This window comes from Acidobacteriota bacterium, from assembly GCA_018268895.1.
Taxonomy (GTDB): Bacteria; Acidobacteriota; Terriglobia; order Terriglobales; family Acidobacteriaceae; genus Edaphobacter.
Map to the genome: position 1 here is coordinate 503,316 of JAFDVP010000001.1, position 21,986 is coordinate 525,301.

At 59.2% G+C, this 21,986-nt stretch carries 17 protein-coding genes; 11 read left to right on the forward strand and 6 right to left on the reverse strand.

Translation table 11 applies throughout. The features are described from left to right. The first annotated feature begins 193 nt into the window (after nt 1-193). The 6 genes from JSS95_02230 (at nt 194) to JSS95_02255 (ending at nt 9,441) form a co-directional block, all read left to right on the forward strand. Nucleotides 194-3,535 carry a TonB-dependent receptor gene (locus tag JSS95_02230; GenBank protein ID MBS1798623.1) on the forward strand — a complete coding sequence of 1,114 codons (3,342 nt, stop codon included), beginning with the start codon at nt 194-196 and terminating at the stop codon, nt 3,533-3,535. Nucleotides 3,536-3,800: 265 nt separating this feature from the next. Then, nucleotides 3,801-4,436, forward strand: coding sequence for an RraA family protein (locus JSS95_02235; GenBank protein ID MBS1798624.1), 636 nt, complete (start codon nt 3,801-3,803; stop codon nt 4,434-4,436). Between the two features lie 77 nt (nt 4,437-4,513). Continuing rightward, a complete protein-coding gene (locus JSS95_02240; protein MBS1798625.1) occupies nt 4,514-5,800 on the forward strand; it encodes an aminotransferase class V-fold PLP-dependent enzyme in 1,287 nt (428 codons plus the stop codon). 46 nt (nt 5,801-5,846) lie between these two features. Beyond that, nucleotides 5,847-6,344 (forward strand): RidA family protein, encoded by a 498-nt coding sequence (locus JSS95_02245; GenBank protein MBS1798626.1) that lies wholly within the window; start codon nt 5,847-5,849, stop codon nt 6,342-6,344. 51 nt (nt 6,345-6,395) lie between these two features. Then, nucleotides 6,396-8,012 carry a PLP-dependent transferase gene (locus tag JSS95_02250; protein MBS1798627.1) on the forward strand — a complete coding sequence of 539 codons (1,617 nt, stop codon included), beginning with the start codon at nt 6,396-6,398 and terminating at the stop codon, nt 8,010-8,012. Between the two features lie 34 nt (nt 8,013-8,046). Then, a complete protein-coding gene (locus JSS95_02255; GenBank protein MBS1798628.1) occupies nt 8,047-9,441 on the forward strand; it encodes an amidohydrolase/deacetylase family metallohydrolase in 1,395 nt (464 codons plus the stop codon). Nucleotides 9,442-9,518: 77 nt separating this feature from the next. Here JSS95_02255 and JSS95_02260 read toward each other — a convergent pair whose 3' ends face one another. Both JSS95_02260 and JSS95_02265 read right to left on the reverse strand, forming a co-directional pair. Beyond that, a complete protein-coding gene (locus JSS95_02260) occupies nt 9,519-10,682 on the reverse strand; it encodes a lactonase family protein (GenBank protein ID MBS1798629.1) in 1,164 nt (387 codons plus the stop codon). Nucleotides 10,683-10,739: 57 nt separating this feature from the next. Beyond that, on the reverse strand, nt 10,740-11,858 hold the full coding sequence (locus JSS95_02265; GenBank protein ID MBS1798630.1) for a beta-propeller fold lactonase family protein: 1,119 nt from the start codon (nt 11,856-11,858) through the stop codon (nt 10,740-10,742). Nucleotides 11,859-12,063: 205 nt separating this feature from the next. Here JSS95_02265 and tdh point away from each other — a divergent pair, with 205 nt between their 5' ends. Then, nucleotides 12,064-13,092, forward strand: coding sequence for an L-threonine 3-dehydrogenase (gene tdh, locus JSS95_02270; GenBank protein ID MBS1798631.1), 1,029 nt, complete (start codon nt 12,064-12,066; stop codon nt 13,090-13,092). Nucleotides 13,093-13,579: 487 nt separating this feature from the next. Here the strand turns inward: tdh and JSS95_02275 are convergent, their stop codons facing one another. After that, entirely contained in the window at nt 13,580-13,765 is a 186-nt protein-coding gene (locus JSS95_02275) for a hypothetical protein (GenBank protein ID MBS1798632.1), read from the reverse strand. A 26-nt stretch (nt 13,766-13,791) separates the two neighbouring features. Between JSS95_02275 and JSS95_02280 the strand changes: the two genes are divergently transcribed. Genes JSS95_02280 through JSS95_02290 form a run of 3 tightly spaced genes read left to right on the forward strand, consistent with a single transcriptional unit; the run spans nt 13,792 to nt 17,414 of the window. Next, nucleotides 13,792-14,178, forward strand: coding sequence for a hypothetical protein (locus JSS95_02280; protein ID MBS1798633.1), 387 nt, complete (start codon nt 13,792-13,794; stop codon nt 14,176-14,178). Then, the gene (locus JSS95_02285) at nt 14,142-16,061 is read left to right on the forward strand and encodes a DUF1800 domain-containing protein (protein MBS1798634.1); all 1,920 of its coding nucleotides are present in this window, start codon (nt 14,142-14,144) and stop codon (nt 16,059-16,061) included. The genes JSS95_02280 and JSS95_02285 overlap by 37 nt, the downstream gene beginning before the upstream one ends. A gap of 12 nt (nt 16,062-16,073) precedes the next feature. Further along, the gene (locus JSS95_02290) at nt 16,074-17,414 is read left to right on the forward strand and encodes a DUF1501 domain-containing protein (protein ID MBS1798635.1); all 1,341 of its coding nucleotides are present in this window, start codon (nt 16,074-16,076) and stop codon (nt 17,412-17,414) included. Between the two features lie 99 nt (nt 17,415-17,513). Here the strand turns inward: JSS95_02290 and JSS95_02295 are convergent, their stop codons facing one another. Further along, complete coding sequence (locus tag JSS95_02295; GenBank protein MBS1798636.1) at nt 17,514-18,353, reverse strand: protein-L-isoaspartate(D-aspartate) O-methyltransferase; 840 nt, start codon at nt 18,351-18,353, stop codon at nt 17,514-17,516. A 110-nt stretch (nt 18,354-18,463) separates the two neighbouring features. Between JSS95_02295 and JSS95_02300 the strand changes: the two genes are divergently transcribed. Next, entirely contained in the window at nt 18,464-19,255 is a 792-nt protein-coding gene (locus JSS95_02300) for an ATP-binding cassette domain-containing protein (protein MBS1798637.1), read from the forward strand. 121 nt (nt 19,256-19,376) lie between these two features. Here the strand turns inward: JSS95_02300 and cydB are convergent, their stop codons facing one another. Then, nucleotides 19,377-20,423, reverse strand: coding sequence for a cytochrome d ubiquinol oxidase subunit II (gene cydB / locus JSS95_02305; GenBank protein ID MBS1798638.1), 1,047 nt, complete (start codon nt 20,421-20,423; stop codon nt 19,377-19,379). Between the two features lie 19 nt (nt 20,424-20,442). Beyond that, nucleotides 20,443-21,816, reverse strand: a complete 1,374-nt coding sequence (locus tag JSS95_02310; protein MBS1798639.1) for a cytochrome ubiquinol oxidase subunit I — start codon at nt 21,814-21,816, stop codon at nt 20,443-20,445. Between the last annotated feature and the right edge of the window lie 170 nt (nt 21,817-21,986).

The following is a 21,986-nucleotide window of genomic DNA, read 5'->3' on the forward strand; positions in this document are numbered from 1 at the left end:
GCATTTGTCCTATTCATCCGACTGACAACCGTCCGATTGACGACAGTGTGTGAATGTCATGAGAATCGTTCCCACACGCACAGAAGAGCAGCATCGCGCAAAGATCGAGCGCTGCGAAGCTCATTTTCTGCAGTTTTGACATCAATTACCGTACCGTTTGCACGCCCTGTTTCACAGTAACCAGGAGGCTCCAGTGAAAAAGATATTCGGCTGTTTACTTACTCTTCTCCTTGCTCCGCTGTTCCTTCATGCCCAGGTTGCAGATAACACTGCGTTGGTGGGAACGGTAACCGACCCAACCGGCAGTGTCGTCTCTGGAGCGAAGGTAACCGGAACCAACCGCGACACAAAGGTGGTCTACAGCGGCACGACCAATGCTGAAGGCTTCTACTCCATTCCGTTCGTCAGCCCAGGCACCTATGACATCAATGTAGAGATGTCAGGTTTCAAGAAGATGACAGGCACCGGCGTGATCGTCACCATCAACCACGCCGTGCGTACCGATTTTGCGCTCTCCGTTGGCTCGGAGACGGCAGAGATTAGCATCTCGGCCGACACCCCTCCGCTCTCGACCGACGACGCGCTCCTCGGCGAGACCATCGACTCGCAGCAGGTGCATGACCTGCCCATGAACGGCCGTCACGCCATCGACCTGGCCGCCACTGCGTCGAACATCACCATCAGCGGCAACGCCCTCACCGGCAACCCCCCCGGCAACCGCGCCAGCGGCTCGGGTACGCGCAACATCAACAACAGCATCTCGCTCGACGGCATCTCGATCATGAACAACCTGATCACGACTGCCACACTCTCGCCCAACCCCGACGCTCTCAGCGCCGTGCAGACGCAGAACGGCAACTATACCGCGCAGTATGGCGACTATCTCGGCGTTCACATCAACCTGGTATCGAAGAGCGGAACCAACAAGTTCCACGGCACGGTCTACGACTACCTGCAGAACGATGCGATGAATGCCAAGAGTTGGCTTCAGCCAACGACAGGACCAAGCGCGAAGAAGAGCCCGTTGCGCTACAACCTCTTTGGCGGAGTTTTGAGCGGCCCCGTGCTGATTCCCGGACTTTACAATGGACGAGACAAGACATTTTTCCTGGGATCGTATGAAGGCCTTCGCAACACCGGAGCCACGGCGACGACATCAACTGTGCTTTCAAACAAGATGCGTCAGGGCGATTTTAGCGAACTGTACTCATCTGACCCAACGAAGAATATTCAGCTTTATAACCCCAAGACGCGCTTTACCCTCTGCTCGGCTCCCGATTACCAATGCCCAGCCGCTGCATATCCTGGAAACATTGTTCCGATTAGCCCTGTTGCGGCCAAGGTGCTGCCATACCTTGCGGCACCAACACAGGCGGGAACCACGAATAACTGGACGGGCAATCTTCCCAATCAGGTCAACGAAGACTCCACCATGGAGCGTGTCGATCACAACATTCATGGCAAGGTCATCCTCTTCGGGCGCTTTGCTTGGCAGTCGGTCAACAACTTCACCCAGTCAGTCAACCTTGCCAATACCGCATATACCACCACCAAGACGCGGAACGGCGCGGCAGGTTATACGCACATCATTACGCCAAAGCTGGTCAATGACTTCCGTTTTGGGTTCAACGTTGTCAACACTTTCATTCTCAATCAGCAGGCACAGCTCAAGCAGACGAGCGCCGGTTCAGCACTCGGCATACCCGGATTTACGGCTGACGTAGACAGCGGCAACCCCGGACTTGTCGATATGTCTTTGAACAACGGTGTCTACCAGGGCATTGCTCAGAGCGGTACCAATTGGTATCAGGATGATCGCCAGCTTACTTGGTACGACCAGATCAGCTATACGGTTGGCAAGCATGCGCTGATGGCAGGCGTTAGCTTCCGCAAGATGACGATCGGCCGTTCTGCTGCAAACACAGCACGCGGTCAATTTGTATTCGATTCAACCCTCAATCGTGTCAGAGTACCAGTTGATGCTAACGATCCTACGAAGGGAACAAAGCTGCTGGGAGATCCTGCTGCCGCTTTCATGGCGGGCACGGCAACAAGTTACACTTCGCCGTTTTTCCAGGTGAAGGGTTCCATTGGTCAGTGGCGCGACGGCTTCTTCGTTCAAGACACCTGGCAGGTCACTCAGAATCTCACCCTTCAGCTTGGCCTTCGGTACGAGCTTCCGCAGGTCGCTTACAGTCTGAACGGTGTGGGACGAATCATGGATCCGACCCTGACAACGTTGTATCCGCAGATTGGCGGCACAACGCCTCTGAATGCACAGAAATATCCTGGCTTCAAGTTCAGTGGCTCGAACCATGACAACATCAGCCCGCGTCTTGGCTTCTCCTATCGCGCTACTGACAAAATTGTGGTTCGCGGCGGAGGTGGCATCTACTACAACGCTAACCAGTTGAACTCCTATACCCTTTCCTCGACCAACTATCCTTACTCGGCAGTCGTCACGCCTTCCACAGGATTCGGCGCGACACCTGCGTTCACGCTGGAAAACCCGAACGTGCCTGCTCCTGTGGCATGGCCCGGTCCAGTTGCCAACCCATATGCCAACTTCACGGTTGACCCAAATCTGCCGACAGCACGTATGTATCAGTGGAATTTGGATGTGGGTAATGAAGTATGGCGTAACGGCGGATTCGAGCTGCAGTACCTCGGGTCGCGCACCATCCACCTGGATCAAAGCTACTATCCAAACCAGCCCGATCCTTCTCCCATCATCTTTTCTCAGTCGCGCCGCCCGAATCCCAACGTCGGCCAGATTCGCGAGATTCATAACGATGGATTTGCTACCTACAACGGCCTCACCGCAATTCTGCGTCAGCGTATGACCCGTGGCCTGAGCGCCAATCTCAGCTATACCTGGTCGCATTCCATGGATACTTCGGATAGCTCCAACGACGGCGGTACGGCGATGTGGCAGGGACACCTGAAGCTCGACTATGGCAACTCCGGCTATGACATCCGTAACCGTTTTGTCGGTACAGTCACCTATGAGCTTCCGAAGTTCGAAGGTCACAACATGCTTATCCGCCAGGCCGTCGGTGGATGGCAGGCCAATGCGATCGTCGATCTTCGCAGTGGCACTCCACTCAATATCTCGATTAGCACAAACCAGGCTAATGTGGGCGGCGTAGGCTCTTCGCAGCGTCCGAACTACGTCCACGATCCACATGTCACCTGCAGCCGCGCCACGGTTACAGGACCTGGCGGATCGAATAAGAACAGTTGTATCGATGCCACAGCCTATGCGACTCCGAATTCCGGAACATTTGGCAACGTGCGCCGCAACTCGATCAACGCTCCTGGCGTGTCCAATACCAACTTCTCCCTCTTCAAGAACTTCCCCATCTGGGAGAGCGTTACCTTCCAGCTTCGCGGAGAGGCCTTCAACGCCTTCAATCATCCGAACCCCGGCAGCCCGAACACAACCTTCGGCGGCGCGACCTTCGGATACATTACGGCTGCCAATACAAACTTTGGCGCTCGTGTGTTGCAGATTGCAGGCAAGATCAACTTCTAACCCGGTCCATTGGCCGCCGGGCAGTCCCCGGCGGCCAGCTTCCTTCCCTCCAAAACCTAACCCAACACGAGTAACATTCTCCTGTCTCTCTATAAGGAGTCGAATAGCCTTGAAGCAGTTCTCTCTGGTTTCCGCCCTTCGGTCCCGCGCCATCCGCCTCTCAGCCGCCGCGATCATCGTGTGCGGCTCTCTCTTTACGGCAAAAATAATCGTTCATGCCGACGTGCCGAAGACCGCAGCCGATTACCAGGCCGATCCTGCCCTCATGATCGACGCCTACCGCCACGTCGAGGCCGCGTCCGTCTCCGACGCCATCGAGCAGTTGCTGCATGAGAAGCGGTACATGTCGCATCGTATGCAGTCAATCTTCCCGGCCAAGTTTGCCGGCCCTGCCCTGACCGTCAAGCTTGTCAAGCAGGAGAACCACGACGCCGACGCGCTGAGCGGCATGTTGAAAGCAATTGATTCCGGCGGCCCCGGTTCCGTCTACGTCATGCAGGTTGAGGATGGCGCCGACATCGCCGGTATGGGCGGCCTGATGGGAACAGCGATGTTCTCGCGTGGATTCGCCGGTGCAGTCGTCGATGGCGGCGTGCGCGACCTCCCGCAGCTCAAGAAGATCGGCTTCCCGGTCTTCTCGACTGGCCCCGTTCCCTCGACATCGGTCACCCACTATCGTTTTGGCGGAATGAACATCCCCGTTGACTGCGACGGAGTTCGCGTCAATGCGAACGACATCATTGTCGCGGACCAGGATGGAGTCGTCGTGGTGCCGCGCGACAAAGCAGCCGAAGTTCTCGTGCTCGCACAGAAGCTCGATAACAGTGAGCACTCGATGTATCCCTTCATTGAAAAGTTCCATTCCATCCAGGAAGCAGTGAAGCAGTTCGGCAGGATTTGAGCGCGTACCGGCAACGCTCAGTCTGCGATGACAAACGGTTCGATCCGGTTCAAACAAAGCAAGCAGAGGTGAACGGCATGTCCAGCAACGGTAATTCCACACGTCTCAGCCGGCGCAGCTTCCTGCGTTGGTCGCAGTCCGCCATGGCAATGTTTGGCGCGGCCCCTCTTATCGGCAGCAAGGCAGAAGCTGCTGTGCCAAAGCAGCCCGAGGGCGAAGACTACTACGACAAGCTGGGCGTCACCAAGATCATCAATGCTGCTGGCACCTATACCACGCTGACTGCGGCATGTATGCCTCCGCAGGTCATCCGCGCGGTGGAACGTGCAGCGCTGCATCCGGTCTATCTGCACGATCTGCAGGTGGCATCAGGCGAGTATCTCGCGAAGAAGCTTCGCTGCGAGGGTGCGCTTGTCACCTCTGGGGCCTCTGGCGCGATCACGCTGGCGACTGCGGCCTGCATTACCAGCGCCAACGGCAGCAAGCCCGGTGCGCTTCCCCAGGATGCAGGCAGACTGAAGAACGAGGTCATCGTTCAGAAGGCCCACCGCTACAGCTACGACCACGCCATGATGCTGAGCGGCGCCGTCATCCGCGAGGTCGTCACACTCGACGACTACAAGAACGCCTTCAACGAGAAGACAGTGATGACCAACTTCTTCAACGCCGCCGAAGAAGAAGATGGCCCGCAGGCCCAGATCGGCCGCGAGCAGTGGCTGGAGATCGCTCACCAGCACAACGTGCCCTGCCATCTCGATGCGGCCGCCGATATGCCTCCGATCGAAAATCTCTGGAAGTACACGCAGATGGGCTTCGACCTGGTCTGCTTCTCGGGAGGGAAGGGAATCCGTGGCCCGCAGAACGCCGGGCTGCTGCTCGGCAAGAAGCACCTCACCGATCTCGCCCTGCGCAACACCAACCCCAACGGCGACGCAGTGGGACGCGGCATGAAGGTGGCCAAGGAGCAGATCGTCGGCATGGTGGCCGCCGTGGACTGGCTGCTGGAGCAGTCCGACGAGGCGAACGAGAAGGAGTACAACCGCCGCGCAAAGATCATCTCGGACGCCGTCAAGAACATCCCGTCGATGCAGTCGAGCGTGGTGGTCCCGAAGATCGCCAACCATGTGCCGCACCTGCTGCTGAAGTTTGACCCCTCCGTCGTCGGCGTCACAGTGCCGCAGGTGGTCGAGAGGCTGCGTGCGGAGAAGCCCCGGGTCGAGCTCAACCCGAACACCGGCCACAAGCCCAACCAGGGTATTCCGTCCGACGCGAACACGCTCGTTGTCGGTGTCTGGATGCTACAGCCCGGTGAAGCAGAGATCGTCGGCCGCCGCATTCATGCCGTGCTGACGCAGAAGGCATAGCCCCGTGTATTCCAGTTCCACTAACCGAGACGAAGGAGCAAGCACCATGGAAAAGCAATCCAGAAGAGGTCTTCTCAAGAACGCGGCCGCAGCTGCCGTTGCCGTAACCGGTGGAGCGGCGATAACGCAGACCGCCAGCGCACAGGTCTCAGGCAAGCTGGAGAAGCGATCCATTCCTCCGAAGACCCAGGCCGACAAGGTCCCCACCACCCCTGCGAAAAAGCCGTTGTTCTCCAGCATCATCACCTACGGCAACATGGTCTTTCTGGCCGGCATCGGCGCCCACTTCAAGGGCACCGTCGAAGAGCATACCAAGCACGTTCTTGACGAACTGGAGAAGAACCTCATCAAGGCGGGCTCGTCGATGGAGAAGGTGCTCAAGGTCAATGTCTACCTCAACGACCTCAAGGACTACACCGCGATGAACAGTGTCTATGCCAATGCAAACTGGGGCGATACTCCCCCTGTCCGAACGACGATTGCAGCGGCTGGCGGGATCCCAGGGGACTCGCTCGTTGAGATCGACTGCATCGCTTATATGTAATCCGCTTCACTGGATCGATGCAGTCTAAAACTGATAGGAAAAGGTAAGCCCATGTCCCTCTTTGGCAAGACGCGCTGGTCGAGGCGCGATGTGATCAAGCAGACCGGGATGCTCTCGGCTCTGGGGGCGGCGAACGCCGTCGCTCCGCTTGCTGCAGGAGCGTCCGCTCCTGCAAAGCCTGGCTCCGAGCATAAGCTGCCTGCACGGCAGGGCAATGACTCCGACAACCTCTTCACACGTATTGGTGTCCGTCCCATCGTCAATGGACGCGGTACCTTTACGATCCTCAGCGGCTCGCGTTCGCTGCCTGAGGTCAAACAGGCCATGTACGACGCCTCGTTCTACTACGTTCACCTCGACGAGATGATGAACGGCATTGGCGCTCAACTCGGCAAGCTGATGGGCGCTGAGTGGGGGATTGCAACGACAGGCTGCGAGGCGGCCATCTGTCTCGCGACCATCGCCTGCATGGTCGGTTCCAACGTCGAAGAGAGTCAGATCCTCCCCTACAAGAAGAAAAAAGACCAGGTCATCATCCCCAAAGGATCGCGCAACCAGTACGATTTCGGCGTGCGCATGCTGGGCGTTGAGATCGTCGAGGTCTCGACTCCGGAAGAGCTGAACTCCAAACTCTCCAATCGCGTCGCGATGGTTTATATGATGTCCAACCCCGGCAATGCCAACGGGCCAATGAGCATCAGGAACGTCTGCACCATTGCAAAGACAAAGAACGTACCCGTCTTCGTCGACGCCGCAGCCGAAGAGCCGCTGAGCCCCAACATCCATATACAGAACGGCGCGACGCTGGTTGGCTACTCTGGCGGCAAGTGCCTTCGCGGCCCGCAGTCTTCGGGAATCCTTCTCGGCCAGAAAGACCTCTGCAAGGCGGCCTATTTTCAGGCTGCGCCGCACCACAACTTTGGCCGCGCGTTGAAGTGCAGCAAAGAAGAGGCGATGGGCGTTCTCGCAGCCGTCGAAACCTGGTACAAGCGTGATCATGCCGCTGAGCAAAAGATGTGGCGCTCGTGGCTGAACAATATCGAAAACCGCCTCAAGGGCCTGCCATCGACCAGCTTTGCGTACCACGAGCCTGAAGACCTCTCCAATCACGCTCCCGTTTTGCAGATCAAGTGGGACGCGAATGTGTTGAAGATTACCGGCACCGAACTTGCCGCTCGTCTCTTCGACGGCACGCCGCGCATTGCCGTCGCTGGCGCGCGCGGCAAGCGGCCCGACATGATGGAAAGCTCCGTCTCCGTCATGCCCTACATGATGGACCCCGGCGAAGACAAGATCATCGCGGACGCCATCTACGAAGCGCTGACGAAGCCGGGCCACTACGAAAACCCCGTCATCCCAACCGGCGAGCCCGCAAAGGTAAGCGGCGACTGGGCGGTTACCATCGACTATCCGCGCGGCACCGGCGAGCAGAAGTTCTCGCTGCACCAGAGTGGCAACGATGTCACCGGCGAGCAGGTCGGCGAGATCTACAAAACCAGCATGAAGGGAAGCATTCACGCCGATCAACTGGAGCTCCACAGCGGCATGGCCGTTGGAGGCAACACCATCATGTGGACCTTCAAAGGCAAAGTGGAGGGCAACGAGGTTGCCGGTACAGTCAACATGGGCGAGTTTGGCGATGCAACGTGGAAGGCCATTCGCGCCTAACTATCATCAGCGGTTTCAAATCATAAGGAGCACCATGATTCACTCACTTCGCAGATCGACACGGTCTATCGCCTCCTGTTGCGCGGTCCTCTCACTGGCCGCGGCATCGGTTCATGCCTTCGCCCAGGAGGGGAACCGCCCCCGGCTCCCTCAGCCCCCGGCAAACATCGCCTACGACCTCATCCTCCAGAACGGCCACGTCCTCGACGACAAGAACCACGTCGACTCCGTGATGGACGTTGCGATCAAGGATGGAAAGATTGCCAAGGTCGCCCAGCACATTCCTTCGACCGATGCCCTCAAGGCTATCGACGTGAAGGGCCTCTACGTTACGCCTGGCCTGATTGACCTGCACGTGCATGTTTACACAGGCACCGGCGAGCGCAACTCCTATGCCGGTGACAATAGTATCCCTCCCGACGGTTTCACCTTCCGTACCGGCGTAACGACAGTTGTCGATGCAGGCTGCTCCGGCTGGCGTAACTTTGAGGACTTCAAGGACAAGATCATTGATCGTTCCAAGACCCGTATTCTGGTCATGCTCAACATCGTTGGCGCCGGCATGCGCGGCGGCAAGTATGAGAATAACCAGGCCGATATGGATGGCGAGGCCACCGCGAAGATGGCGCTCAAGTATCCTGAGGTTGTAGTCGGCATCAAGACCGCGCACTACGCCGGTCCTGAGTGGACGCCGGTTGAGCAGGCCGTCATCGCCGGCACCAAGGCCAACATTCCCGTCATGGTCGACTTCGGCGAGAACCATCCCGACACCCGCCCGTTGTACGACCTGCTCACCAAAAAGCTGCGCCCCGGCGACATCTACACGCACATGTACTCCGGTCTTCGCAACGAGCAGGACCCCGTCACCATGGGGCCGAGCAAGGCCTTCATCGAAGGCCGCAAGCGCGGCGTCTTCTTCGACACCGGCACCGGCGGCGGCAGCTTCAAGTTCTCGCTCGCCGTTCCCATGGTCAAGGATGGCTTCATCCCCGACTCCATCTCGACCGACCTGCACATCGGCAGCATGAATGGCGCAACCAAGGACGAGCTCAACGTCGCCAGCAAGATGATGGCGATCGGTCTCTCGCTGAAGGAAGCCGTGGCCGAGATGACCTCGCATCCCGCGCATGAGATCAAGCGCGAGGAGCTTGGCAACCTCTCCGTCGGCTCAGTCGCCGATGTTGCGGTTCTGCGCCTCGAAGACGGGCACTTCGGATTCACCGATATGGTCAACGGCCGCGTCGATGGAACGAAGAAGCTGGTGGCCGAGATCACGATCAAGGGCGGCAAGATCGTGTATGACCTCAACGGTATGGAAGCGCAGAAGTGGGATGCCAAGCCCGATGCCAATGCACCCTATGCCTATCGCTGGACCACCTTCGCGCCTCGCGTTCCAGTACAGCGCCCCAGCGACAACAACAGCCACTAATCCATCCGGCACCATCCAAAGTAAAACCGCTCAGGCGATTCCTGAGCGGTTTTTCTTGTCTGCAAAATAAGTGGCTTCTACAGAAACAGAATGCACTGCGGCTTCGACAGGGGAAAATCCTTGCCCTCATTCGCCAGCTTGCCTGTCTTGCTGTCACGCGCAAATACCGAAAGATTGTCCGTTGCCTGGTTGGCCACCAGCAGCCACTTGCCGGTGGGGTCGAGCGCAATGTGCCGCGGTGTCTTTCCACCGCACGAGGTCCTCTCCATCAGCGTCAGCTTGCCATCCGCCGGTGAGATCGAGAACGATACCATGAAGTCGTTCGGCGCCAGCCGGTTCGCCACGTAGCAGAACTGCCCCTTCTTATCCATGACGATATCCGACGGGGCCGAAGGCCCCGTATTGTCGGCAGCAGCGGTCGAGATCAATTGCTTCGTCGTAAACACGCCCTTCTTTGCATCCCAGTCCAGCACGTTCACCGACGAGCCGACTTCGTTCACGCAGTAGGCCCACTTGCGGTTCGGGTGAAAGAGCAGGGAACGCGGGCCCGATCCGGGCTCAGCTTTCCACGCCGGCGGGTCCTGTGCGGTGAGCTTCGCCGTCGCAGCGTCCAGGTGGTAGACGTGGATCTCGTCCAGGCCAAGATCGTTCACAAACAGATACTTGTTGTCGGGGGAGACCGTAACGCGATGTCCGCGCGGCCCCCGCTGCTGCGGCTTTGGCCCGCTCCCCGTGTACTGGAAGAAGGAGACGGCATCGCTCAGCTTACCTGTGGGATCCACGGCGAACGACGATGCGCTTCCTCCACCATAGTTCGCCGCGAAGGCGCAGCGGCCCGTGTGGTCCACCGTTACATGGCACGTGCCCGAACCTCCGGCGGAGACCTCGTTGATCTTGGTCAGCTTCATAGAGCCACGGTCGATGGCATAGCTTGAGACCGCTCCGCTGCGCTTGTCCTGGAACCGGTTGATCTCGTTTGCAGTAAACAAGGTCTTGCCGTTTGGTGAGATGGCGAGGAAGGTCGGGCTGTCGGCCTCTGCCGCGAGTCCCGTCTGCTTCAGTTTTCCCGTCGTCGAGTCGAAGGTGTAGGAGTAGACACCTTTGCTACCCTGCCCGGTCGATGTTCCGACGAATAGCTTATGCTCGCTCGAAGACTTCGCCAGCACAGCCAGGGGGCTGCCGCTCAGCGCCGCAACCGCAGCAGAGCTCTTTACAAACCCACGCCTCGAAATTCGTGCCATCATCTCTCCTCTTTATTTCGTTGGTTGCTTCCGCCGCGTGTTTGTGCGGCGCACTCGCTAGCTCAGTACTACGGCCAGGCTCACCGGCGACTTGACGCGGGCAAGCGTTCCATTGTCGTTCACCTGTCCGGTCGCGGCATCGATCGTTGCTCCCAGAACTCTGCCGTCTTCGCGGCTGATCGCGGTCAGGAAGCCTCCATCATGCGAAAGGTCGATCGCCTGAAGCGTTCCCCATGTCTCCGCATAACGGCCAATGCTGCGCAACGCGCCAGAGGAGCCGTTCGTCTGCCACGCCGTGATGCCCTTGTCGTTGTTGCAGGCTAACAGCATCTTTCCTGAGGGATGAACGGCAAGCGTTCTGGAGCCATCCGCCACGCCCGCTCCGGCGATATGCTGCCTCCTGCCGCCGATCTGCCCGGCGGCCGAGTCGTACTCGAAGTGCTGCAGCGCATCTTCGTGGGCGATATAAAGCGACTTTCCGCTCGAGTGCATGGCGATGTGCAGCGGCCCGCTTCCATTCTCCGTAAGACTGCGCGCCGATGCCTCCAATCCGTTGTCCTCGGTCTTGAACACGCTCAGCATTCCGGTGCCCTGGTCGGCGCTCACCACGCGGCCCGCGCCGTCGAAGATCGCCATCTGCGGCTGCGCTGCCTGAGTCTCGGTGCCAGTCTCTTTCAGAATTCCCGATGCGCACCCTACCGAACCGTCTTCACCAAGCTGCATCAGGTTGTAAGCGCCTCCACCCTGCGCAGTCACAACAACGCTCTTCCCATCGGGCGAGATGGCAAGGTGTCGCGGCATCGTGGCCGACAGCGAAAGGGCCTGCTTATTCAGAAGCGCAATCCTGCCGTCGCGCGCCACTGTGTAGGCCTCCACCGTGCCCACCGGCAGCCCCTTGTACTCGGAGACTTCATTGACGACGTAAAGAAAGCGCCGGTCCGCCGAGAGCGCCATACTGACGGGGCGATCGCTCTTGACGCGCTGAATGGTAGTCCAGCGTCCGCCCCGAATCGCAAAGACCTCGATCGCGTCCTCTCCACCGGAACAGCCGACGTAAGCAAAACCATTCTTTGCGGCAGAAGTGGAAGCAAACATGGACAGTCCAGGAGAGGCGACGGCTGCTGCTCCCATCAACTGAACAAATCCCCTGCGGCTTACGCCATTTTGGTTACGCATTGGAACTCTCCTTCACATCCATCCACAAAATCATCTCACAGCCTTATAGCCTTGGTTTACAGGGATTTTTCGATACACCAATTGGCCTATATGCGGCTCAAGCATTGGCCCTATCCCCTGCTGCGGCAGTAGAATGGCTTTGACTGGCGGTCGACATTGCGGTGCGGTTCGAGCTTTGACGTATGCGGCATGAAAGGGATTCCAGGTGAAGGCATTAGTAAAGAGCCGCAGCGAGCGCGGCCTATGGCTCGAGGATGTACCCGAGCCCGAAATCGGTATCAACGACGTCAAAATCCGTGTCCTTGCCACAGGCATCTGCGGCACCGACCTCCACATCTATGACTGGGACGCCTGGGCAAGCTCCACCATCCGCCAGGGCCTTGTCATCGGCCACGAGTTTGTCGGCGAGGTCGTCGCCTTCGGCTCCAACGTTACAGACATCTCCGTCGGCCAGCTCGTCTCCGGCGAAGGCCATGTCGTCTGCGGACGCTGCCGCAACTGCCTCGCCGGCCGCCGCCATCTCTGCGCCCACACCCTCGGCGTCGGCGTCAACCGCGACGGAGCATTCGCCGAGTACATCGTGTTGCCCATGTCCAACATCTGGCAGCATGCTCCCGGCATCAAACATGAGATTGCCGCGATCTTCGATCCTCTCGGCAACGCTGTCCACACTGCACTGGCCTTTCCGGTGTTGGGAGAAGATGTCCTCGTCACCGGCGCCGGCCCCATCGGCATCATGGCCGCAGCCGTCGCCCGCCACGCCGGCGCGCGCTATGTCGTTATCTCCGACCCCAACCAGTACCGCCGCGACCTCGCCGCGAAGGTCGGCGTCACCCTCGCCGTCGATCCACGAGCCACGCCGCTCAAGGAGATACAGAAGCAGCTCCACATGCACGAGGGCTTCGACGTAGGCCTCGAGATGTCGGGCAACCCAGCCGCCTTTCGCGAGATGCTCTCCAACATGAGCCACGGCGGCAAGATCGCCATGCTCGGCATCCCATCGGAGCAGATCGCCATCGACTGGAACCAGATCGTCTTCAACCAGCTCACCATTCGCGGCATCTACGGCCGTGAGATGTATGAGACCTGGTACAAGATGACCGTCATGCTGCAATCCGGTCTCGACATTTCCGGCGTCATCACGCACCGCCTCAACTGGCGCGAATACGAAAAGGGCTTCGAGGCCATGCGATCCGGAAACTCAGGCAAGGTCATTCTCGACTGGAGCGCGTAAGTTGAGTACACCGTACGTTGAAGATCAGTCGAGCTGACTTGCGCGTTCGATGAATCTCGCGAAGTTGCTCCATCGTTTGCTTGAGAATGTAGTTCGAGGACATTCTCAAGCTCTACTCCATTAGTTAGCCCACTTCCGCCGGTCAGCATTCGCGACGAAGGCCTGATCATTCTGCAGCCAATAAAAGTATCTCCAGCAATTTGTGCACTGCAATGGAATGAGGTTCACGAGTCGAAGCATAGCGTCCGTTGACCGCGGAGGCGACCGTTGGAACTCGATTGATGTACACACCGGGCACTCCGGCTCTTTCCACAAAATGCGCGAGATACCGCCGGACAATTTACCGGGGAACCGTTTCGGGATCATTTTGAGCTCCTTAGCCGACTATTGGGCGAAGATAACGATGCGCCTCTTGCTGAATAATATGGCGTGTATGGATCGTGACTCCTGCAACGCTGAAACTCCCAAAGATAGACCGCTGGGGTGCTCATGCGGTCTCAGCTTTTTGCTGCACATCAGTCGTTTCTGGAATCGGGACGATTTCAGTCTGTATCGAGGGAGCCACAACGGCATCACCATTCGCCTGATGACTCTTCTCCGTATCAGGTGAGACAAAGCGAGGAACGGCGCGCGCGAGATGTTTCTTGACGTCAGTATTTCTTAACAGGCTCATCGGAACTCCAGTCGAGGGTGGTCTGCTTGAAAGACGCTCGTCTGAAGCGAAGCCTTGAAGGCTGGAGGCGAGAAGGGAACTACAGTTCCGACTATACTCCGAATCCTCAGTCCGCAGGCAGTTCGTTGCAGCCACTGTTGACGTCGTCAATTTGGAAAATATCGGCTATCGTTCAAAACGGCGTCCATTCCATCGCTAAAGGAAGCGCTGCCAGACGCCGTAACCTCGCAGAAAGTTTCACCCACTCAAAATTATTTAAAGATTTCCGCGACTTGTTGCGCACAGCGATGTTATACAGGATGCCTGCTGAGCAACAAGGCAGCTACATGCTGCCGGGCAACGATAGCCCCGAACGTACAGACTGGAGTCTGGCGATATGGATTCTTGTGCCTTTTTGCGAAGTTCTTTTTTGAGACGTGCCGCGCAAGCTGCCCTGTTTCTCCCGTTAGCGGCACTTACCGGATGTGGAGGCAGCGGTTCGGGCTCATCCCAGTCGGTCAACGTTACTGTGACTGGCAACAGTCAGGTGCGGCTCGGCGGAACAACCCAGTTCACAGCAGCCGTTGCCAACACTGCGAACACCGCTGTGACGTGGCAGGTCAACGGAGTTTCTGGCGGCACATCCGCCGCAGGCTCCATCTCATCGACCGGCCTCTATACTCCTCCGGCTTCAGTCCCCAACCCAAACACGGTCACCATTACTGCGGTCAGCCAGGCGTCGGCCTCCGCTTCAGGCTCACTCACCGAATCGATCCTCTATCCGGCCGCTACTGTCACGGCAGCCGCGCGGCTGCTCGACCAGGCCACCTTCGGGCCAACGCTCTCCGACATCCAGCACGTCGAAGACGCGGGTCTGCAAGGGTATCTGAACGAGCAGTTTGCAGCGCAGCCCACCACGGAGCCGCTTCTGCCCGCAACGCCGCCTACGCCCTGTGTCAACAGCCTCATCCCATGCTCGCAGTCAGAGTGGTGGCAGGCTACTCTCACCGCGCCCGACCAGCTTCGCCAGCGCGTTGCCTTTGCCCTCGCGGAGATGTTCGTCATCTCCACCAACTCCGTCAACGCGCGCGCCGTTGTTACCTACCAGAACGTGCTTGTCAACGACGCCTTCGGCAACTTCTCCACCATCATGAAGGACGTCACCCTCTCCACCGGCATGGGCGCCTATCTCAACATGATCAACAGCAACAAGCCGGGAACGGTGAATGGCGTTGTCCAGATCGCGAACGAGAACTATGCGCGCGAGCTGATGCAGCTCTTCACCATGGGACTCTTCCTGATCAATCCCGATGGAACGCCTCAGCTCGACTCCAGCGGCAACCCCATTCCGGCCTACACCCAGGCCCAGGTGCAGGCCTTCGCCCGCGCCTACACGGGATGGACCTTTTCCAACGGCGACGGCAGCAGCCCCTCCAAATTTCCCAACGCCATCAACTACACCATGCCCATGGGATCGGTCGATGCCAACCATGACACTGCCGCCAAGATTCTCCTCAATGGCACAACGCTTCCTGCGGGACAGACCGCCGCGCAGGACCTTGACGGCGCGCTGGCGAACATCTTCAATCACCCCAATGTTGGCCCCTTCGTCTGCCGCCAGCTTATCCAGCATCTCGTCTCCAGCGATCCCAGCCCCGCCTACGTGCAGCGTGTTGCAGCCGTCTTCGCCAACAACGGCAATAACGTTCGTGGAGACATGAAGGCAGTCATCAATGCCATCCTCATGGACAAGGAGGCGCGCGCTGGCGACACCGACGCCACCGCTCCCGGCGGCCATCTGCGCGAGCCTATGCTCTGGCTCACCAATCTCATTCGCGGCCTCGGCTTCACCAACAACGACGCGGTCGCAGGCAAGGACGTCGTCGCCAACGCCTCCTACAACACCCTCGGCAACTACACCGCCTCCCTCAGTGAGAGACCTTACGCCTCGCCCAGCGTCTTCAACTTCTTTCCGCCTGAATACGTGATCCCCGGAAGCTCGACCAATGCGCCAGAGTTCAGCCTCGAGAATACGGCCAGCTCTGTCCTCCGCCTCTCGCTGGCCAATACCGTAGTCTTCAACAAGATCTCAGGCTTCAGCGTCGATCTCTCCGCCACCAGCCCGCTGGGAGTCCTCGCAGCCAAGCCCGGCGATCTCGTCGACTCGCTCAACATGCTCTTCATGCACGGCCAGATGTCGTCGCAGATGCGCACCGCCATCGTCAACCACATCACCACGCTCACCGATCCCGCACAGCGCGTCCGCGTGGCGACCTACCTCGTCATCAGTTCGTCGCAGTACAAGATTCTGCACTAGAGGAGACTCCAGATGCGTCCCACTCGCCGCAGCTTCGTCCGGTGCGCCTCGCTCGCCGCCGCAGGAAACGCAATCGGTCTCCGCCCCTTCGGTGCGCTCAACGCGCTGGCGCAAAGCGCCTCCGGTTACAAGGCGCTGGTCTGCGTCTTTCTCTATGGAGGCAACGATGCCAACAACACCTTCATTCCTTACGACACCACCGGCTACGGTAACTACTCAAAGATTCGCGGGCCCCTTGCCATCGCACAGAACCAGCTTCTGCCGCTGACGCCGCTGCCCAACTTCGCGCTCAACCCCAGTCTTCCGGATATTCAGACGCTCTTCAACAACAACAATGCGGCCATCGTCGCTAACGTCGGAACGCTCGTCGCGCCTACAACCCGCGCGCAGTTTCTCGCCAACCAGTCCCTCCCCACCAACCTCTTCTCGCACCCTGATCAACAGCTTGAGTGGCAGAACGCCTCGCAGAGCGGAGCGACGTCCACCGGCTGGGCCGGCCGCATCGCCGACACGCTGAACAGCAGCTACAACCCCAACGGCCTCGTCCCCATGATCACCTCCGTCGCCGGAGACACCCTCTTCTGCAACGGCACGGCGAGCACGCCGGTCTCCGTCAGTCCCGGAAACCTCGGCGCCGCCGCCTGTTCCGAAGGCACAACCGAGTGTGGCGCGCGGCTCGCCACCGCCCAGGCCCTGCTCACATTCGACACAGGACTCACGCTTGTGCAGGCCGACGACACGATCACCTCGAACGCCTACAACTACTCCAAGGTGCTCACCGCGGCAACGGCCTCCGTTCCTGCGTTGCAGACTGTCTTCCCAACCGGCAACGGCCTCGCAGCGCAGCTCCAGCAGATTGCTCAGATCATGCAGGTCCGCGCCGCGCTCGGCGTCAACCGGCAGATCTTCTTCGCCGGCATCGGTAACTTCGATACGCACGCCGGCCAACTCACTCTTCAGAACGGCCTGCTCGCCCAGGTCTCTGCTGCCCTCGCTGCCTTCTACCAGGCCACCATCGAGCTCGGTCTCCAGAACAACGTAACCACATTCACCATGTCCGACTTCAGCCGCACCTTCCAGCCAAACTCCAACACCGGCACCGACCACGCCTGGGGCTCGCATCACTTCGTCATCGGCGGAGCCGTCAAGGGAGGGCAGATGTACGGCACCTTCCCCACGCTTGCCCTCGCCGGGCCCGACGACTCCGGCTCCAACGGCCGCTGGGTTCCCACCACAGGCGCGGTGCAATACGCCGCAACCCTGGCGCAATGGTTCGGAGTCAGCACAGCGCAACTCCCCGCCATCTTCCCCAACATCGGCAGCTTCAGCGCGAGCAATCTCGGCTTCGTCTAGACCGCGCTTTATCGCATAGAAACCCCGATGTCATTCCTCGCGGACCGTTGAACCGAGTAGTCAAGGAATCCCCGCATTTTACTTTAGCAAACACTCGCGTTACGGTGAGCGTGTCGACAACCACCATCCATCTCCCACGCACCAGGCCGTCTCATCCGGACAATCGTCGCGGACCAGCGACCTCACCCCGCCCGCGTGGCCCGTGCGAAAGCACTCAATCAGGCTCTGTTCCATCCTGGTATCTCGCGCGCCCACGCACCCCACAAACTTTGCGCCACACAAAAAATTGGCTGCATAGCCTTCGTCCAGCCGAGTCACCAGCAGCATCGCTCCATAGCCCTCATCCGGAGTAAGAGGAAACAACAGCCGTCCTCCCCTTCGCAGCGCAGCCACCCACGCATTCAGCGGAGATGTCGCCCCCGCGCTCACATACAGCACATCACACTCGGGCAGTGGGGCCATCGCTCCTGACGCAGCATGGACTCGCACCCATGGCATCGCGCGCAGGTTCTCCACCGCACACTCCGCAAGGTCACGCACAATCTCATACCCGTCGACACGACCCTCGGGCCCGGTCAGAACTCCTAACATTGTCGTGTAGTACCCAGTCCCCGTGCCTACATGGATCACCGTTTCGCCCGCGTTGATTCGTAAAGCGCCAAAGCACAGAGCGTGAAGACTCGGCTGTCCATTGTTGAGGCCCGTATGGGGAGCGGAGGTCCCTTTCAACTGCACCAGCACATCCTGATACAGCGCCATGGGGTTGTCCGTTACTGCCTCCGAACCCTCTCGCTCACCGAAGATCCTCCAGGGCGGAGCACCCACATAGTCCTCGCGTGGGACGATTGCAAACGCGTGCGCAACCGCGCTGTCCTCCGGCAGTCCTGCCTTGGCGGCCATCTCCCTGCCGAACCTCGCCCTTATCTCAGCCAGATTCATACTTCGCCTCTACAAACTTCATGGACCGTGTCTCCGTCGGTCCACTAATGGCGATATTCATTCGATGCATGTAGGGCCGGGCAGGCATATCGAGCGGCTATGCTTGACTCATGGCCCCGCAATCGACCGAAGCCTTCCTGCAACTGCGTCACGTCAATGTAGCCCGCGGTGAAAACGTCGTCCTGCACGACATCAATCTCTCCGTCAACGCGGGCGAGCACATCGCCATCCTCGGCCCGAACGGCTGCGGCAAGTCGACACTCATCAAGACCATCACCTGCGAGTGCTACCCCATCGCCGAAGAAGGGATGGACGTCCGCATCTTCGGCCGAGCCCGCTGGGACCTCACCGAGTTGAAGAAGCGCCTCGGCGTCGTCTCACCCGAGCTGCCCGGCCGTCACACGCTCACGACCACAGGCCGCGATGCCGTGCTTACAGGCTTCTTCTCCGCTTCCACGCTGTGGCCCAATCTCACCGTCACCGGCGAGATGTGTGCCCGCGCCGACGAGGTGCTCACATTGATCGATGCCGAGCCGCTCCGCGACAAACTCGTCGGTCACATGTCTGCCGGTCAGCAGCGCCGCATTATGATCGGCCGCGCTCTGGTAGCGTCCTCGCAGATGCTTCTTCTCGATGAGCCATCGAATGCGCTCGACCTTGCAGCGCAGCGCGACCTCCGTGAACTTCTCCGCCGCCTGGCGCAGCAGGGAACCGGCATCCTCCTCATCACGCATCATGTCTCCGACATCATCCCGGAGATCGAGCGCATCCTGATGATGAAAGACGGCCGCATCGTCGCCGACGGCCCGCGCAAAAAACTGCTGACAGCAGATCGCCTGAGCGATCTCTTCCACACCGAGGTCCGGCTCACCGAAAAAGACGGATTCCATCACGCGTGGTGAACGGCAGAACCAAGGGCCAACGGCCCGCAATATATCAGCCTGGGCCGAAGGCCCAGGTAAGCAATCAGAGATGAATAAAGCGCTGAAAGCGCGACACAAAATACCTCTGGGTGGAAATACCCTAGTGCCCGTATCCCTCTGCATGCTCAGGCACCTTGCCGCGGAAGAGCCAGTACACGGTAGCCGAATAGATCAGCGCCAGCGTGATGCCGAAGCTCCACCACACCAGGCCCACTCGAACCGTATGCGGCCCCGCAAGCGCGCGGTCGATGGTGATGCTCTGTCCCGCAGGTCCCACGGAGGGCAGCACGACGGGATACAAACCGGCGGCTGCTCCAACCAGCATCGACATCAGGTACAGACACGATCCGAGGAAGGCGCGAAACTCCGCTCCCTTGGCCAGTGAAACCGCTATCGTCACCAGTCCTGCGAGAACCCCCGCCGGTGCTAGCCACGCAAGACCATGCTCATGATAATGAACCAGAGAATCAGGGCGAGCGATGACAGTCGCAGGCACACTTGCCAGTGTGATCAGCAGAACGGCCGGCCATAGCTTCTTCGCCAGCGCAGTTGCTCTCTGGTTCAAGTCGCCCCCCGTCTTCAGAGCAAGATAGAGAAGCCCATGCAACGCGAGAGCCAGCAGCGCCAGCACGCCGCCGGTGACCGTGTACCAATCGAGAATCCCCGGGTTGGGGCCAGTCCTCCAGTCGGTCCAGAGCGGCAGAAAGAAGTAGTCGTCAGCGCCGAGCGGTACTCCGCGCACAACGTTGGCCAGTGCCGCTCCAAAGAAGACGGCCAGCAGCGCGCTCGATAGAAAGAACGTCGCATCGAAGAGGCTCTTGTACACCTCGTCATGCGTGTGCGCCCGCATCTCGATGCTCAGGCCGCGCACAATCAAAAGCCACAACACGATGGTGAGAGGAAGATAGAAGCCGCTGAACGACGACGCATACAGGAGAGGAAAGGCGAAGAACAGCGTTCCCCCTCCTGCGATCAGCCAGACTTCGTTTCCATCCCACACCGGCCCAATCACGTGCATGGCCTTGCGCTTATCCTGCTCCGTGCGCGCGACCAGCGGGTAGACGATGCCCACACCAAGATCGAAGCCATCGAGCACGACGTAGATCGCCAGCATTGCCGCCACAATCCAGAACCACAGCGTTCCCATAGTCTCTCCTCGCGGAAGTCTAAGCCGTTGTCAGCGTGTGTCCGTCATGACCTGCGTCGACGACAGGCGTGCGCGGTCCCTTTTGAATCGCCGTGTAGACCAGCACAATCCACAGGATGGAAAGCAGCGAGTACATCCCCAGGAACCCGAGCAGCGTAAACAGGCTCGACCCGGCGCCGACGTGCTTCGAGTAGCCCTCCGACGTCCGCATCAGCCCGTAAACAAGCCACGGCTGCCGTCCCAGCTCTGCGGTCATCCATCCCGCCGTGTTGGCAATGTAGGGCAGCGGAAAGCTCAACAGCAGCGGCCACAGAATCCATCGCGTCGAGTAAAGCTTCCCTCGCCAGAGCAGGAACGCGGCCACAGCCATCAATGCCGCGAAGTACGTCCCAAGCCCTGCCATGATGTGATACGAGTAAAAGAGCAGCGGGAGCGCCGTTGGCCAGTCCTCTTTGGGAAACCGATCGAGTCCCTGCACCTCAGCCTGCGTCGTTCCGTAGATCAGAAAGCTGAGCACCTTGTTGACGACCAGTGGATTGTCGATCGTCTGGTTCTCGACGTCGGGTTGGCCCATCAACACCATCGGCGCGCCCGGCGTGGAGTGGAAGAGTCCTTCCATGCCTGCCACTGCAAGAGGCTGATGCTTTGCCATGTACTTGCCATGCAGGTCACCTGTGGGAAAAATTTGCGCGATGCACGAGATCACACCCGCGACGACGCCGACTTTGACAAAGATGCGCCCGAAATCGCTGTTCCTGCCTTGCAGCAGGTACAGCGCACCCGTTGCCGCCACGACAAACGCTCCGGTAATGACCGCGCCTGACATGTTGTGCGCATACTGAATCCACGCCCACGGATTCATCAGCAGACCCCAGAAGCTGGTAACCTCGTACACTCCGTTCGGCATGATCCTGTATGCCACCGGGTGCTGCATCCAGGCATCGGTCACGATGATGAAGAACCCCGATATCCACGAGCCCAGAAAGACCATGAAGGCGGCAAACCAGTGCAGTCCGCGCGAGATCTTCTTTTCGCCAAAGAGCAGCAGCCCGAGGAAGGCGGACTCCAGGAAGAAGGAGAAAACTCCCTCCATGGCCAGCGGCTGGCCGATCACGCCGCCCGTCCTGCGCGAGAACTCCGACCAGTTGGTGCCGAACTGAAACTCCATCGGGATGCCGGTGACCACGCCGATCACGAAGTTCACCGCGAAGATGCGCGCCCAGAAGCGTGCCGCAACATCGTAAAGCTCGCGCTTTTCCGGATCGGCCGTGCGCAGCGCGACCGTCTTCATCGCAACGATCAGCAGCGCCAGCCCCATCGTGAGCTGGGGGAACAGATAGTGGTAGGTGATGGTGAAAGCAAAGTGGATCCGATGAAGCGTCAGGGCATCCATCAATATCTCCTCTTAGCGCATCGACATACACAGTATGTACTCGAAATCGTCCAGACGGAGACATGGTATTTTCACTTTGGCCAAATAGCGACTGAAAAAGAATGAAAAGGAGCGTTTATCGGAGCAAAGAAAAAGCCCCGGTCGCCCGGGGCTTATGTTCTTCGTTGAGA